General features: G+C 67.0%; 12 protein-coding genes. 6 read left to right on the top strand and 6 right to left on the bottom strand.

What is annotated here, in order from left to right:
* The first annotated feature begins 13 nt into the window (after positions 1–13).
* Entirely contained in the window at positions 14–760 is a 747-nt protein-coding gene (locus tag ACT2B0_RS04355) for a DUF3750 domain-containing protein (RefSeq protein ID WP_473461863.1), read from the top strand.
* Here ACT2B0_RS04355 and ACT2B0_RS04350 read toward each other — a convergent pair.
* The 4 genes from ACT2B0_RS04350 to ACT2B0_RS04335 all read right to left on the bottom strand — a co-directional run bounded on the left by ACT2B0_RS04350 (position 730) and on the right by ACT2B0_RS04335 (position 4,079).
* Entirely contained in the window at positions 730–1,506 is a 777-nt protein-coding gene (locus ACT2B0_RS04350; RefSeq protein WP_473461861.1) for a type III pantothenate kinase, read from the bottom strand. The genes ACT2B0_RS04355 and ACT2B0_RS04350 overlap by 31 nt on opposite strands.
* A gap of 165 nt (positions 1,507–1,671) precedes the next feature.
* Positions 1,672–2,127 carry a hypothetical protein gene (locus ACT2B0_RS04345; RefSeq protein WP_473461858.1) on the bottom strand — a complete coding sequence of 152 codons (456 nt, stop codon included), beginning with the start codon at positions 2,125–2,127 and terminating at the stop codon, positions 1,672–1,674.
* 42 nt (positions 2,128–2,169) lie between these two features.
* Positions 2,170–2,916 (bottom strand): SDR family NAD(P)-dependent oxidoreductase, encoded by a 747-nt coding sequence (locus ACT2B0_RS04340; RefSeq protein ID WP_473461856.1) that lies wholly within the window; start codon positions 2,914–2,916, stop codon positions 2,170–2,172.
* Entirely contained in the window at positions 2,913–4,079 is a 1,167-nt protein-coding gene (locus ACT2B0_RS04335; protein ID WP_473461852.1) for an acetyl-CoA acetyltransferase, read from the bottom strand. Before ACT2B0_RS04335 ends, ACT2B0_RS04340 begins: the two co-directional genes overlap by 4 nt.
* Positions 4,080–4,252: 173 nt before the next feature.
* On the opposite strand from ACT2B0_RS04335, the gene betI reads away from it, so the two are divergent.
* The 5 genes from betI (at position 4,253) to betB (ending at position 10,681) form a co-directional block, all read left to right on the top strand.
* Positions 4,253–4,846, top strand: coding sequence for a transcriptional regulator BetI (gene betI, locus ACT2B0_RS04330; RefSeq protein ID WP_473461849.1), 594 nt, complete (start codon positions 4,253–4,255; stop codon positions 4,844–4,846).
* Complete coding sequence (gene betC / locus ACT2B0_RS04325; RefSeq protein ID WP_473461847.1) at positions 4,843–6,369, top strand: choline-sulfatase; 1,527 nt, start codon at positions 4,843–4,845, stop codon at positions 6,367–6,369. The genes betI and betC overlap by 4 nt, the downstream gene beginning before the upstream one ends.
* Positions 6,369–7,370: a pyridoxal-phosphate dependent enzyme gene (locus ACT2B0_RS04320; protein WP_473461846.1), complete on the top strand. Its 1,002-nt coding sequence runs from the start codon at positions 6,369–6,371 to the stop codon at positions 7,368–7,370. Before betC ends, ACT2B0_RS04320 begins: the two co-directional genes overlap by 1 nt.
* 50 nt (positions 7,371–7,420) lie before the next feature.
* Positions 7,421–9,073 (top strand): choline dehydrogenase, encoded by a 1,653-nt coding sequence (gene betA, locus ACT2B0_RS04315; RefSeq protein WP_473461844.1) that lies wholly within the window; start codon positions 7,421–7,423, stop codon positions 9,071–9,073.
* A 144-nt stretch (positions 9,074–9,217) separates the two neighbouring features.
* Positions 9,218–10,681, top strand: coding sequence for a betaine-aldehyde dehydrogenase (betB, locus tag ACT2B0_RS04310; protein ID WP_473461842.1), 1,464 nt, complete (start codon positions 9,218–9,220; stop codon positions 10,679–10,681).
* 46 nt (positions 10,682–10,727) lie between these two features.
* Here the strand turns inward: betB and ACT2B0_RS04305 are convergent, their stop codons facing one another.
* Entirely contained in the window at positions 10,728–12,980 is a 2,253-nt protein-coding gene (locus ACT2B0_RS04305) for an AGE family epimerase/isomerase (protein ID WP_473461840.1), read from the bottom strand.
* Between the two features lie 24 nt (positions 12,981–13,004).
* Entirely contained in the window at positions 13,005–14,522 is a 1,518-nt protein-coding gene (locus ACT2B0_RS04300; protein ID WP_473461837.1) for a phosphomannomutase/phosphoglucomutase, read from the bottom strand.
* Positions 14,523–14,687: the final 165 nt, after the last annotated feature.

The raw sequence follows: 14,687 nt of genomic DNA, 5'->3' as shown, positions 1-14,687 counted from the left end.
CAAAGGAAAATCCATGGGCGCATTCCTCAGGCCGGTTGTTTTGAGCGTCGTGATGCTGTTCGCCCCGCCGACGGTTGTGACCGCCTTGTGGTGGTCGCTCGTCGACCGGCCGGCATCCTGGCGTTCGGCGGACTGGAGCAGCAGCGGCCTCCTGCCGGCCCCGGAAAGCAGCGACGCCGCGATCTACGTGCTCGCCGCGCGCACCGGCGGCTTCAAGGGGGCGTTTTCGGCCCATAGCTGGATCGTGCTGAAAAGGCCGGGCCAGCGACACTACGACCGCTACGACAAGGTCGGCTGGGGCCTGCCCGTGCGCCGCAACGGTTTCGTCGCCGACGGCTACTGGTATTCGAACCCGCCGCGGATCGTGCAGGCGATCACCGGCGAGGCGGCGGCATCCCTGCTGCCGGTCGTGGAGGCGGCGATAGCGGCCTATCCCTTCGCCGGCCGCGGCGACTACCGGATCTGGCCGGGGCCGAACTCCAACAGCTTCGTGGCCCATGTGCTGCGCCAGGTGCCGCGGCTCGACGTCGCGCTTCCCGCCAACGCGGTCGGGCGCGACTACGCGCCGGGCCTCGCCTCGGTCAGCCTGTCGCCGGACCGTCGCGACCTGCATGTCACGCTCGGCGGGCTCTTCGGCCTGGCAATCGGTCGCCGCCACGGTTTCGAACTCCACCTTCTCGGCCTGGTCGCGGGCGTCGATATCGCGCGGCCGGCCCTGAAAATCCCGGCCTATGGCCGGCTGGACTTGTTGCGCCGATAGATTTCCAGAAGTCCGCGAATGGTGACGTCGGGATCGAAATGGTGAATGGCGGCGGTGGCGTCGTAAAACAGCGCCGCGATACCGCCGGTCGCAACCACCGTCATGTGCTCGCCGCGCTCGGCCTGGATGCGCGCGATCATGCCCTCGATCAGGCCGATATAACCCCAGAACACGCCCGATTGCATGGCGCTGACGGTGTCGTTGCCGATCACGCGTTGCGGCTTCTTCAGCGCGACCCGCGGCAGCTTGGCGGCGGCCGAGTGCAGCGCCTCGACCGACAGGTGAATGCCGGGCGCGATCGCGCCGCCCTCGAAGCCGCCATCGGCCGCCACCACGTCGATAGTCGTCGCCGTGCCGCTATCGACCACGATCAGCGGCCCGGGATAGGCGATGTGGGCGCCGAGCGCGTTGACCACCCGGTCGGCGCCGACCTCGGCCGGCTTGGCGACGCGGATCGGAATGCCGAGCTCGGCGTTCTCGCCGATCACCAGCGGCTCGGCGCCCAGATAGCGGCGCGACAGATTGCGCAGGTTGAAGATCGATTGCGGCACCACGCTGGAGATGATGCAGGCGTCGAGCAGGCCCAGATCAAGCCCGCTCATGGACAGCAATTGGTGCAGCCAGACCGCGTACTCGTCCGCGGTCCGGTTGGGTTCGGTGGCGGAACGCCATTGGGCGATCCAGGTTTCGCCGTCATGCACGGCAAACAGGCTGTTGGTGTTGCCCTGCTCGATCGCAAGCAGCATGTGGTCGTTCCCTCGCCTCGCCGCCCGGCGCCGCTTTCCCCTCAAACGGCGCCCGGACATCTGATCGGGACCACGGCGTCATCTGATCGACCCGGCGCCATGGCCCGTCATTCTGTTAAAGCATGATCTTTCCCGAAAATAGTGTCGCGTTGCTGGGATTTCGGCCTAATCGGTCAGGAGAGCCGATGCGGCTTCGCCGAGCGTCGCGGCTTCGCCGGGCTTGCCGTAGCGAATGTCGTCGACGACGAGCGCGCCGCCCTCGCCCGCAACCAGCACGAGTTGGTCCGTCCAGCCGGCATCGCCTTGGCCATAGATGACGTCGACGAGCGTGACGCCGCCCTCGGTAGCGACCGCCCCTGCGGTACAGATGTTCGCGGCGGCGTCGCCGCTCGCCCAGGGCACGCCCGCGCCGAACGCGGTTTCGCCCTGCGCGCCGGCGACCAGAGCGGCGGTTACCTTTTCGGTCAGACCGGACGACAGGAGATACATGCGTCCCATGCCCTGGTCGAGCTCGGCCAGGCCGCAGAACGCCTGGGCGAGCGCGACGGCCTCGTCCTCGGCGGCGTTTGCGGTTCCAATCGCGGCGAAGCCGATCAAGAAGGCCGTGACCAGTCTGTTCATATCGATGATCTCCGTTGATGACACAGGCCCGATTGGCAGAGATCAGCCTTGCAATGGCAACAGGCCAGCGGCGAGAAAACCGCCATCCACGGCGAGCGTCTGGCCGGTGATGTAGCTTGCCTCCGGCGAAAGCAGGAAGGCGATTGCGGCGGCCACCTCGTCGGCCTCGCCGTAGCGGCCTTCCGGCACACGCGCCAGCCAGCCGGCGCGCTGGCGGTCCTCGTGCAGCCGCGCGACCATCGGCGTGTCGATCGGGCCCGGCGCGACGCAGTTGACGCGGATCCCCTGGCCGCCGAGTTCGACCGCCATGACCTCCGACATCATCTTCACCCCGGCCTTCGACGCGCCGTAGGCGACCCGGCCCGCATTGGCGCGCAGGCCCGACACCGAGGCGATATTGACGATCGCCAGCGTCTCGGAGCGGCGTTCGACGGCTGCCTTGCAGCAGATGAAGGAACCGACGAGATTGACGTCGAGAACGTGACGCATCAGTTCCGCGCTCGTCTCGAGCGCCGGGATGTCGCGGGCGATGCCGGCCGAATTGACCAGACCGCCGATCGGACCGAGGCGCTCGACGACGACGCCGAAGGCACCCGCGACCTCGTCCTCGTCGGTGATGTCGGCTTCCAGGAACAGCGCGCCCTCGTCGGCGAGCGCGTCCTCGGCATCGGCGAGCGCGTCGCGGCTGGCGTCGACGATCGCGACCGGCCAGCCGTCCTCCAGCAGCCGCCCGGCAACCGCCAGGCCGATGCCGGAGGCGCCGCCGGTGACGACCGCCGCGTGCCTCATTTGATCCGTTCGAGGATCGACACGTAATTGGCGACCGCCGCGCCGCCCATATTGAAGATGCCGCCGATACGGGCGTCTGGAACCTGGATGCCGCCGGCCTCGCCGGTAAGCTGCATAGCGGTCAGCGCGTGCATCGACACGCCGGTCGCGCCGATCGGATGCCCCTTGGCCTTCAGCCCGCCGGACGGGTTGACCGGCAGCCGGCCGTCCTTGGCGGTCACGCCGTCGAGCGCGATCCGCGCGCCCTCGCCCGGCTTGGCGAGCCCCATCGCCTCGTATTCGATCAACTCGGCGATGGTGAAGCAGTCATGCGTTTCCACGAAGGACAAATCGTCGAGCGTCAGCCGCGACCTGGCCAGCGCCCGGCTCCAGCCTTCCTTGCAGCCCTCGAAGGCGAGGATGTCGCGTTTCGACATCGGCAGAAAATCCTGCACGTGCTCGTTGGCGCGGAAGGCGACCGCCCGGCGCATCGACAGCGCGGTCTGGGTCTCGGCGAGCACGATCGCGGCCGCGCCGTCCGAGACCAGCGAGCAGTCGGTCCGCTTCAGCGGTCCGGCCACATACGGGTTCTTCTCGCTCTCGGTGCGGCAGAATTCGTAGCCGAAATCCTTGCGCATCTGGGCGTAGGGATTGTCGACGCCGTTCTTGTGGTTCTTGGCCGCGATCATGGCGAGCGCGTCGGACTGGTCGCCGTAGCGCTGGAAATAGGCGCTGGCGATCTTGCCGAACACGCCGGCAAAACCAGCCGGCGTGTCGCCGTCCTCGGGCAGGTAGGAGGCCTTTAGAAGGTTCTTGCCGATCTCCGGGCCGGGCGTCTTGGTCATCTGCTCGGCGCCGACCACCAAAACGATGCGCGCCGCCTTGGCGTCGATGGCGCGCAGGCCCTGACGCACGGCGGCCGAGCCGGTCGCACAGGCGTTCTCGACCCGGGTCGCCGGCTTGAAACGCAGCCGGTCGTCGGCCTGAAGCACCAGGCTGGCGGTGAAATCCTGCGGGGAAAAGCCGGCGTTGAAATGGCCGAGCACGATCTCGTCGACATCCTCGGGGCCGATACCGGCATGCTCGATCGCCTCGGCCGCCACCTTGGTGATCAACCCTTCCAGCGTTTCGTCTTCCAGTTTGCCAAAGGGCGAATGCGCCCATCCGACGATCGATGCGGTCATGCGAGCCTCCAATTTGACGATCGCGCACTGTAGCGGAAATGCCGTGCGCGGCAATTGATTGTTCAAGTCTGAACGTATTTTGCCGCGCAGTAAAGTCCGCTCCGCACAGCCGGGCGGATTTTTTATTGATTGACCAGTCAATTAAAAATATACAGCTCTCAAGGGAGACGACCATGCCGAAAGTCGGAATGGAGCCGGTGCGGCGCAAGGCGTTGATCGAGGCCGCGATAGCGGCGATCGGCGCGCGCGGCTCGCTCGATGTCACCATGGCGGAAATCGCCGGCATCGCCGGCGTTTCCTCCGCGCTCGCCCATCATTATTTCGGCGCCAAGGACGATCTCCTCGAAGCCACCATGCGCCACCTCCTGTCGGAGCTCGGCCGCGACGGGTGCGCCGCGCTGCGGGCCGCGGCCCTGCCGCGGGCGCGGGTTTCGGCGATGGTGACGGTCAGTTTTTCGTCGACCCAGTTCCGGCCCGAGACCGTTGCCGCCTGGCTGGCGTTCTACGTCGAGGCGCAGCGCTCGCCGGCCATGCGGCGGCTGTTGAGGGTCTATGCCCGCCGGCTTCATTCCAACCTGATGAGCGGCTTGCGGCCTTTGATGCCTGCCCTGCGCGCGGAGCGGGTCGCCGAAGGCATCGCCGCGCTGATCGACGGGCTTTACATCCGCCGCGCGCTCAAGGACGGGCCGCCCGACCCCGGAAGCGCGGTCGCACTGGTGGAGGACTATGTCGAAACCATGCTCGCGGCGGAAGCGAGGACGTCATGACGGCGCGCCCCAACATTTTGATCATCATGGTCGACCAGCTCAACGGGACGCTGTTTCCCGACGGCCCGGCCGACTTTCTGCATGCCCCGCATCTCAAGGCGCTGGCCGCGCGCTCGGCCCGCTTTCGCAATAGCTACACCGCCTCACCGCTGTGCGCCCCAGGCCGGGCCGCCTTCATGAGCGGACAATTGCCCTCGCGCACCGGGGTCTACGACAACGCCGCCGAATTCGCCTCCTCGATCCCCACCTACGCCCACCATCTGCGCGCCGCCGGCTATCACACCTGCCTGTCGGGCAAGATGCATTTCGTCGGTCCGGACCAGCTTCACGGCTTCGAGGAACGGCTGACGACCGACATCTATCCGGCCGATTTCGGCTGGACGCCGGACTATCGCAAACCCGGCGAACGCATCGACTGGTGGTATCACAATCTGGGCTCGGTCACCGGCGCGGGCGTGGCCGAGATTTCCAACCAGATGGAATATGACGACGAGGTCTGCTTCCACTCCGTGCAGCGGCTCTACGACCATGCCCGCGCCTCCCAGGACGAAGATCGGCGTCCCTGGTGCCTGACCGTCTCCTTCACCCATCCGCACGATCCCTATGTCGCGCGCCGGCGCTACTGGGATCTTTACGAGGACTGCCCGGCGCTGGAGCCGACGGTCGCCCGCATCGCCGAAGAAGATCAGGACCCGCATTCGAGGCGGCTCTACCACGCCAGCGACTACGCCGCCTTCGACATCCGGCCCGACCATGTACGCCGCGCGCGGCGCGGCTATTTCGCCAATATTTCCTACCTCGACGACAAGGTCGGCGAACTGATCGACACGCTTGCGCGCACGCGCATGCTCGACGACACCGTGATCGTGTTCTGCTCCGACCACGGCGACATGCTCGGCGAGCGCGGACTGTGGTTCAAGATGTCGTTCTTCGAGGGGTCGGCGCGCGTGCCCTTGATGATCGCCGGCCCAGGCATCGAAGCGGGGCTCATCGCGGCTCCGGTCTCCAATCTCGACATCCTGCCCAGCCTGTGCGAACTCGCCGGCGTCGACATGAACGCCATCGTGAAATGGACCGACGGCCAGTCGCTGGCGCCGCTTCTTGCCGGCGGAACGCGGAGCGCGCCGGTGCTGATGGAATACGCGGCCGAGGGTTCCCATGCGCCGCTGGTCGCGATTCGCCAGGGCCGCTTCAAGTTCGTCCATTGCGAACTCGACCCGCCGCAGCTCTTCGACCTCGACGCAGATCCGCTTGAGACCGTCAATCTTGCCGAACGGCCCGGCCATGCCGAGACGGTCGCGCGCTTCATGGACATGGTGCGAGCGCGCTGGGACATGGACCATTTCGACGCGGCGGTGCGCGAAAGCCAGGCCCGGCGCTGGGTGGTCTATCCAGCGCTGCGCAACGGCGCCTATTACCCGTGGGATTTCCAGCCGCTGCGCCAGGCCTCGGAGCGCTACATGCGCAACCACATGGACCTGAACGTGCTGGAAGACGAAAAACGCTTTCCAAGAGGCGAATGATGACGGCCCCGCAAATCCCCAATCTCGATCATCTTCGTCGCGCCTACGCGCTCACCCGGCAGGCGACGCAGGTGACGCCGTTGCTGGAATCGGCCTTTCTGGCCAAGGAAAGCGGTGCTGCGCGCGTCTTCGTCAAGCCGGAATCGCTGCAATGGGCAGGCTCCTTCAAGGTGCGCGGCGCCTATTGGCGGCTGACACGGCTCGCCCCCGACGAGGCGCGGCGCGGCGTGGTTGCCTATTCCTCCGGCAATTTCGCGCAGGGCCTTTCGGCGGCCGGCCAGGCGCTCGGCATTCCCGTGACCATCGTCATGCCGGTCGACGCGCCGGCCGCCAAACGCGAGGCGACGGCGGGTTATGGCGCGCGCGTGATCCTGAGCGAGCACGGCGCGCAGCCGCGCGAGGAGGTTGCCGCCGAAATGGCCGCCGCCATCGCCGCGGAGGAAAATCTGGTGCTGCTTCACCCCTTCGACGACCCCGAAATCGTCGCCGGACAGGCGGGCGCCGGGCTGGAGGCGCTCGAACAGCTTGCCGCCAGGAACGCCAGCGCCGACATGGTGCTGTGCCCGGTCGGCGGCGGCGGGCTGATCGGCGGGGTGGCGCTCGCCTTTCGTCATCTCTCGCCGGACACGAAACTCTTCGCCGTCGAGCCGCAGGGTTTCGACGGCATGGGCCGCTCGCTCGCCGAGGGCGCGATCGAGCCGCGTCCGGCCGGTGCGGCGACGATCTGCGACGGGCTGATGGCGCGCGCGCCGGGCGCCGCCCCCTTCGCCGCCGTGGCGGCGGCCGGCGTCACCGGCGTGGCCGTTGCCGACGCGTCCGTGCGGCGCGCCATGCGCATCGCCTTCGAACGGCTGAAGCTGGTGCTGGAACCCTCGGGGGCGGCGGCCATCGCCGCGCTCCTGGACGCCGGGCTTGCCGTGTCCGGCAAGACGGTGCTCGTCATCGCCACCGGCGGCAATGTCGCGCTCGCCGATTTCACCCGGCATGTCGGCGATGCGTGAGAGCCGGCATCGCCTCTCGCCCCAACCTTGCAGCGGGAGTATCAGCGCCAATGCTTGAAGCCGATTACGTGATCGTCGGGTCCGGTTCGGCCGGCGCGGCACTCGCCTACAGGTTGTCGGAGGACGGGCGTCACTCGGTGATCGTCATCGAATATGGCGGCACCGATATCGGCCCGCTCATTCAGATGCCGTCGGCCCTGTCCTTCCCGATGAACATGAGCCTTTACGACTGGGGTTATGCCAGCGAACCGGAGCCGCATCTGGGCGGGCGCGTTCTGGCCACGCCGCGCGGCAAGGTGCTCGGCGGCTCGTCGTCGATCAACGGCATGGTCTATGTGCGCGGCCACGCCCGCGACTTCGACCATTGGGCCGAGACCGGCGCGACCGGCTGGAGCTTCGCCGACGTGCTGCCCTACTTCAAGCGCATGGAAAATTCGCATGGCGGCGAAACGGGCTGGCGCGGCACCGACGGCCCCTTGCATGTGCGCCGCGGCGAACGCAAGAACCCGCTCTACGCGGCCTTCATCGAGGCTGGCAACCAGGCCGGTTTCGAACTCACCCAGGACTATAACGGCGCCAAGCAGGAAGGCTTCGGCGCGATGGAGCAGACCATTCATCGCGGCCGGCGCTGGTCGACGGCCAATGCCTATTTGCGGCCGGCGCTGAAGCGCAAGAACGTGAGTCTCGTCAACGGCTTCGCGCGCAAAGTGATCATCAAGAATCAACGCGCCACCGGCGTCGAGGTCGAACTTCGCGGAGCGATTCAACAAATTAAGGCAAAGCGCGAGGTCGTGCTCTGCGCCTCGTCGATCAACTCGCCCAAGCTCCTGATGCTGTCGGGCATCGGGCCTGCGGACCATCTTGCCGAGCACGGTATCGATATCATCGCCGACCGGCCCGGCGTCGGCGCCAATCTGCAGGACCATCTTGAACTCTACATCCAGCAGAAATCGCTCAAGCCGGTCACGCTCTATTCGGTGCTTAATCCCCTTTCCAAGGCGCTGATCGGCGCGCGCTGGCTGATGTTCAAATCAGGCCTCGGCGCGACCAACCATTTCGAGGCGGCCGCCTTCGTGCGCTCGCGCGCCGGCGTCGATTACCCCGATATTCAGTATCACTTCCTGCCGGCGGCGATCCGCTACGACGGCAAGGCGGCGGTGCCCGCGCACGGTTTTCAGGCTCATGTCGGACCGATGCGCTCGGCCTCGCGCGGCACCGTCACCCTGCGCTCGGCCGACCCGAAGGCAAAGCCCGTCATCCGTTTCAACTATATGGCGCACGATCAGGACTGGGCCGATTTCCGCCACTGCATCCGGCTGACCCGCGAGATTTTTTCGCAGCCCGCCTTCGACGCATTTCGCGGCGACGAGATCGCGCCGGGCAGCCACGTCAAAAGCGACGCCGAACTCGACGACTTCATCCGCGAGCATGTCGAAAGCGCCTATCACCCCTGCGGCACCTGCCGCATGGGTCGCGCCGACGACCCGATGAGCGTGGTCGATCCCGACTGCCGGGTGATCGGCGTAGCGGGGCTGCGCGTCGCAGATTCCTCGATCTTCCCGCGCATCACCAACGGCAATCTCAACGGTCCGTCGATCATGACCGGCGAAAAGGCGGCCGACCACATTCTGGCGCGCGCGCCCCTGTCCCCCTCGAACCAGGAACCGTGGATCAATCCGCGCTGGCGCGATTCCGACAGGTGATCGGCCGGCGATCCGACATGGCCCGCCGCGCCATCCCCTCCCGTTAGGTCGGAGCGCCCCGGGCGTCTGTTTGCGCCCCCTCGCGCAGGACGCCCGAAGACGATAAGGGAGGGGCAACGCATGCCCCGCCAAAAGGAGCAAACCATGAAAACCCAACCCAAGGCGTCGCACTATATCAACGGCAGCTATGTCGAGGACGAAGGCGGACAGACGCTGGACGTCTTCTACCCCGCCACCGGCGAGGTGATCGCCCGGCTGCACGCGGCCACCGACAATATCGTCGAGCTTGGCATCGAGGCCGCGCGCGCCGCACAGGGGGCGTGGGCGCGCATGAGCCCGACCGAACGCGGGCGGGTTTTGCGCCGCGCGGCCGACCTGTTGCGCGAACGCAATGACGAGATCGCCCGGCTGGAGACGTTCGACACCGGCAAGGCGATCCAGGAAACGCTGGTCGCCGATCCCGCCTCGGCCGCCGACGCGCTGGAATTCTTCGGCGGCGCGGTCGCCGCCTATAATGGCGACTATGTCGATCTCGGCGGTCCCTTCGCCTATACGCGCCGCGAGCCGCTCGGCGTGTGCGTGGGCATCGGCGCCTGGAATTATCCGATCCAGGGCGCGGGCTGGAAGGCCGGCCCGGCGCTCGCCATGGGCAACGCGATGGTGTTCAAGCCGTCCGAAAACACCCCGCTTTCGGCGCTGGTCCTGGCCGAAATCTTCACCCAGGCCGGGCTTCCGGACGGGTTGTTCAACGTCGTCCAGGGTTTTGGCGATGTCGGCGCCGCGCTCGCCAGCCATCCGGTGGTGGCCAAGGTGTCGCTCACCGGCTCGGTGCCGACCGGCCGCAAGGTGCTTTCGCTCGCCGGTTCGCAGATGAAACACGCCACGATGGAGCTCGGCGGCAAGTCGCCGCTGATCGTGTTCGACGACGCCGATCTCGAAAACGCCGTCGGCGGCGCCATGCTCGCCAATTTCTACTCCACCGGCCAGGTCTGCTCCAACGGCACGCGCGTCTTTGTCCAGGACGGCATTCGCGAGCGCTTCCTCGCGCGGTTGATCGAGCGCACCAAGAAGATCCGCATCGGCGACCCGCTCGACCCCGAAACGCAGATGGGACCGCTGATCAACAAGGCCCAGCACGACAAGGTGTGCGGCTATATCGAAATCGGCAAGGCCGAGGGCGCGACGCTGGCCTATGGCGGCGGCGTGCCGAAACTCCAGGGCTTCGAAGGCGGCTTCTTCGTCGAGCCGACCGTCTTCACCGAGGTCAGGGACGACATGCGCATCGCCCGCGAGGAGATTTTCGGGCCGGTGATGAGCGTGCTGTCGTTCAGCGAGGAAGCCGAGGCGATCGCGCGCGCCAACGACACCGAATTCGGCCTGTCGGCCGGCGTGTTCACCCGCGACCTGGCCCGCGCCCACCGCGTTATCGCCGATCTCGAGGCCGGCACGTGCTGGATCAACCACTACAATCTGTCGCCGGCCGAGATCCCGTTCGGCGGCGTCAAGCAGTCGGGCATGGGACGGGAGAACTCGCTCGCCGCGCTCGGCCACTACTCGCAGATCAAGACGGTCTACGTGGAGACCGGCGACGTCGACAGCCCGTATTGAGGTCGCGGCGTCGCGCCTTGCCCGAAGAGCGGAACCGGCGCGCGGCCTAGCCGGCCGCCTCGTCGGCCCCGTCCGTCTTGTCGAGATAGCGCGTCAGCGCGAACACCAGATGGTAGAAGATGCTGGCGGGCACCTCGCGCGCCACCGAGCGCCCCTTTTCGTCAACCCGGTCGATCCACAGGCCGGTCGGCGCGGGATCGATATGCCAGCGGAACAGCCGCCCGACACGCGCCTCGATCTCCGGCTTCAGGTCCGGGCCGCCGGCGCCGTCGAGCGCCATGGCCGCCTTGATCGCCTCGGCCTGCGGCCATGAGCGCGACAGCTGGTCGAGCGGCATGCCCGAGCGCGACACCGCGCCATAGGCAAGCCCGGTCGCCCGGTTCAACCCGTTGGCGACCGCCGAGGCGTAGAGCTTGCGGGCGATGCCGACCAGATCGCCCTGCCCGGTCTTGTCGGCGAAATCGACCAGCAGCGAGGCCCATTCGAAATGGTGGCCCGGTTCGGTCCACTGCCCTTTTTCGCCCGCGGCCGGGGTAAAATCGTCGTCGAAGAACTCGCCGACCGTCCAGCTGTCGGGATCGAAGAACCGGCTGCGGAACAGATCGATGATGCGCGAGGCGCGGCGCAGGTGGACGCGCTCGCCGGTCACGTCGTACCAGGCCAGGAACGCCTCCAGAAGATGCATATGCGGGTTCGACCGGCGCATGCCGTTGCCGCCGGGAAACTCCAGAAACCCCGTCAGGCGCTCGTCCTCGAGATGGGCGTCGATGAAGGCGAAGGTCTCCGCGCCGAGCGCGCGCGCGGCCTTGTTGCCCGACAGATGGGCGTGCGCCAGCGCAAGCAGCACGCAGGCATGGTCGTAGGCGTCCTCGACCGGATCGACCACCGCGCCGTCGACGCCGATCGCGCGTACCCAGCCGCCATTTTCGCTGCGCCCCCTGGCGGCGATGAAATCGATGCCATGCGCGATGATTCTGTCGGCCGGTCCATCCCAGCCGCGCGCCTTGGCGACCGCGAAGGCGTAGATCTGGCGCGCCATGGTGCGCATGCGCTTGGGCTTGCCGAGCGGACGGCCGGCGAAGTCGAGCGCCTCGTGAAAACCGCCGCCGACCTCGTCGACGCCGGCGGTCGCCCATAGGGGCAGGGTTTCCTCGAAAAGCCAGTGACACACCCGCCGGCGATGCGCCCCGACGACAAGCACCCGGTCGCTGCTGGGGGTGAAGCGGGTTTCGAGCCGACCGCTCTGTTCCAGCCGCTCGACGATCTTCTTGACGTTCTGGCTCTGGGCCACCGGCGCGACGAAGGTCGCGTCCTGGGTCGCCACGATGGCGACGTCGCGCATGCCGATCACCGACAACAGCCGGCCCTCGCTGCGCAGATAGGAATGGCTGGTGTCGAAGGCGACGACGTCGCCGATCACCACGTTGCCGTCCTCGTCGGAGGCGCCGACGTCGAGCAGCGATTGCCACGAGCCGAGATCGTTCCAGCGGAAGCCGGCCGGCACCATGGCGATACGCTCGGCCCGTTCCATGATCGCGTAGTCGACCGAGATCGCGGGAACATGCTCGTAGAGGTCGAGCGGCAGATAAAGCCCCGACAGATCACTGGATGCCGCGGCGAGTGCGCGCTCCGCGCCCGCCCAGATATCGGGCGCGAACTCCAGGAAGGCGTCGCGCATCGCGCTCGCCCGAAACAGGAAGATGCCGGTGTTCCAGTAGAAATTGCCAGCCGCCAGATAGGTCTCGGCCGTTGCAAGGTCGGGTTTTTCCACAAAGCGCAGCACGTCGCGGACCTGGTCGCCTTCGTCGCCTGCCGCCTCGATATAGCCGTAGCCGGTCTCAGGCTGGCCGGGCCTGATGCCGAACACCACCAGACGCCCCTCGCGCGCCGGCTTGGCCCCGGCGGCGACCGTGGCCCAGAACTGGCTGTCCGTGGTGATGGCATGGTCCGACGGCACCACCAGAACCAGCGCGTCGCCGTGCTCGGCCAGGGTCTGCAGCGCGGCCACGGCGACGGCGGCAGCGGTGTTGCGTCCGACCGGCTCGAAGATCGGCCTTCCTCCCGAAAGATCCATGCCGGCAAGATCGGCGCGCAGCCGCTCGGCATGGCGTTCGGAGCCGATCAGGTAGACCGGCCAGCCGCCGTCGCCTCCCGCCTTCAGCCGGCGCAGGGTCTGGGCCAGCATCGAACCGGCGCCCGACAGGTCGTGGAACTGCTTGGGATTGTCCTCGCGCGACAGCGGCCACAGCCGGGAGCCGACGCCGCCACTCATGACGAAGCTGACGATTTTCTCAGTCATGGCGTCTCCGGCCCGGTCGCGTCGTCACAGGGTCTGGTTGTAGGCGCCGACCTGGGGGTAGGCGCGCAGCACGGCGTCGAGGGCGGCGAACATTTCCCGCTTGCGTTCTTCCGACACGGGGCTTTCGACCACCACCACGAGTTCTGGCTTGTTCGACGAGGCGCGGATCAGGCCCCAGGTGCCGTCCTGATTGGTGATCCGCACGCCATTGACCGTCACCATGTCGGCGATCGGCTGGCCGGCGAATGTGGCGCCGCTGTCGCGCAGCGCCTCGAGCCCGGCCACCACCTTGTCGACCACGGCGTATTTTTCCTCGTCGGCGCAATGCGGCGACATGGTCGGCGAACCGAACGTGTGCGGCAGGTCGCGATAAAGCTCGGCCATCGACTTTTCCGGGTTGCGGTCGAGCATGTGGCAGACCGCGATCGCCGTCACCAGCCCGTCGTCGTAACCGCGCCCGATCGGCGGGTTGAAGAAGAAATGGCCGGATTTTTCGAAGCCCGCGATCGCGTCCAGCTCCTTCACCCGGCGCTTGATGTGGGAATGGCCGGTCTTCCAGTAATCGGTCTGCGCGCCGTTGGCCTTTAACACCGGATCCGTCAGGAACAGGCCCGTCGACTTCACGTCGACGACGAAACGCGACCCGGCATGTTCGCCGGAAATGTCGCGGGCCAGCATCACGCCGACCTTGTCGGCGAAGATCTCGCCGCCCTCGTCGTCGACCACGCCGCAGCGGTCGCCGTCGCCGTCGAAGCCGAAACCGACATCCGCGCCGGTGCGCAGCACCTCGTCGCGAATCGCATGCAGCATTTTCATGTCTTCGGGATTGGGGTTGTAGCGCGGAAAGCTGTGGTCGAGGTCGCAGTCGAGTTCGACCACCTCGCAGCCGATGCGCCGCAGGACTTCCGGCGCAAAGGCGCCGGCGGTGCCGTTGCCGCAGGCCGCCACCACTTTCAGTTTACGAGCGATTTTCACGCCCGAAACCAGATCGTCGACATAACGCTGGCGAAAATCCGGCACGAATTCGTAAGCGCCGCCGCCCGACAGATCGAAATCGGCGTCGAGCACGATCTTCTTCAGTGCGTCCATCTCGTCGGGACCGAAGGTCAAAGGCCGGGCCGCGCCCATCTTGACGCCTGTCCAGCCGTTTTCGTTGTGCGAGGCCGTCACCATGGCGACCGAGGGCGCGTCGAGCGCGAACTGGGCGAAATAGGCCATCGGCGACAGCGCCAGACCGATATCCTTGACCCGCGCGCCGGCCGCCTGCAGCCCCGAGACCAGCGCCAGCTTGATCGCCATCGAATAAGAGCGGAAATCGTGGCCGACGACGATGTCGGGTCCGGCGCCGAGCCGCCTGATGAGCGTGCCCAATCCCATGCCGAGCGCCTGAACCCCGATCAGATTGATCTCGGGCGCCTTGTCGGACCCTGGATGACCGTACCACCAGCGGGCGTCGTATTCGCGAAACCCGGTCGGCTTGACCAGGGCTCTGGTTTCGAAGGCAAAGCTGTTCGGTGTCGCGTCGGCGAGCGGTTTTTGCATGGCGATGGCGTGGCTCCGGTCACTGGTGATGACGGGAACCTAGCAGCGATCGCTTACCGTCGACTTAAGTCTCAGGAGCGCGAATCGGCAGCGGCGCGGCGCGCCCGGCCGTCATTGCCGGCCGCCGTCGAAGAAGCGTGAATTCGCGTCCCTTTCATGCTTGCA

It is taken from the genome of Nitratireductor sp. J20-h4 (genome assembly GCF_056780505.1).
This window is presented reverse-complemented; position numbering and strand designations above follow the sequence as displayed.

Coding starts and splice junctions, on each gene's coding strand:
- ACT2B0_RS04355 (WP_473461863.1), top strand. CDS start 14: ATGGGCGCATTCCTCAGGCCGGTTGTTTTGAGCGTCGTGATGCTGTTC.
- ACT2B0_RS04350 (WP_473461861.1), bottom strand. CDS start 1,506: ATGCTGCTTGCGATCGAGCAGGGCAACACCAACAGCCTGTTTGCCGTG.
- ACT2B0_RS04345 (WP_473461858.1), bottom strand. CDS start 2,127: ATGAACAGACTGGTCACGGCCTTCTTGATCGGCTTCGCCGCGATTGGA.
- ACT2B0_RS04340 (WP_473461856.1), bottom strand. CDS start 2,916: ATGAGGCACGCGGCGGTCGTCACCGGCGGCGCCTCCGGCATCGGCCTG.
- ACT2B0_RS04335 (WP_473461852.1), bottom strand. CDS start 4,079: ATGACCGCATCGATCGTCGGATGGGCGCATTCGCCCTTTGGCAAACTG.
- betI (WP_473461849.1), top strand. CDS start 4,253: ATGCCGAAAGTCGGAATGGAGCCGGTGCGGCGCAAGGCGTTGATCGAG.
- betC (WP_473461847.1), top strand. CDS start 4,843: ATGACGGCGCGCCCCAACATTTTGATCATCATGGTCGACCAGCTCAAC.
- ACT2B0_RS04320 (WP_473461846.1), top strand. CDS start 6,369: ATGACGGCCCCGCAAATCCCCAATCTCGATCATCTTCGTCGCGCCTAC.
- betA (WP_473461844.1), top strand. CDS start 7,421: ATGCTTGAAGCCGATTACGTGATCGTCGGGTCCGGTTCGGCCGGCGCG.
- betB (WP_473461842.1), top strand. CDS start 9,218: ATGAAAACCCAACCCAAGGCGTCGCACTATATCAACGGCAGCTATGTC.
- ACT2B0_RS04305 (WP_473461840.1), bottom strand. CDS start 12,980: ATGACTGAGAAAATCGTCAGCTTCGTCATGAGTGGCGGCGTCGGCTCC.
- ACT2B0_RS04300 (WP_473461837.1), bottom strand. CDS start 14,522: ATGCAAAAACCGCTCGCCGACGCGACACCGAACAGCTTTGCCTTCGAA.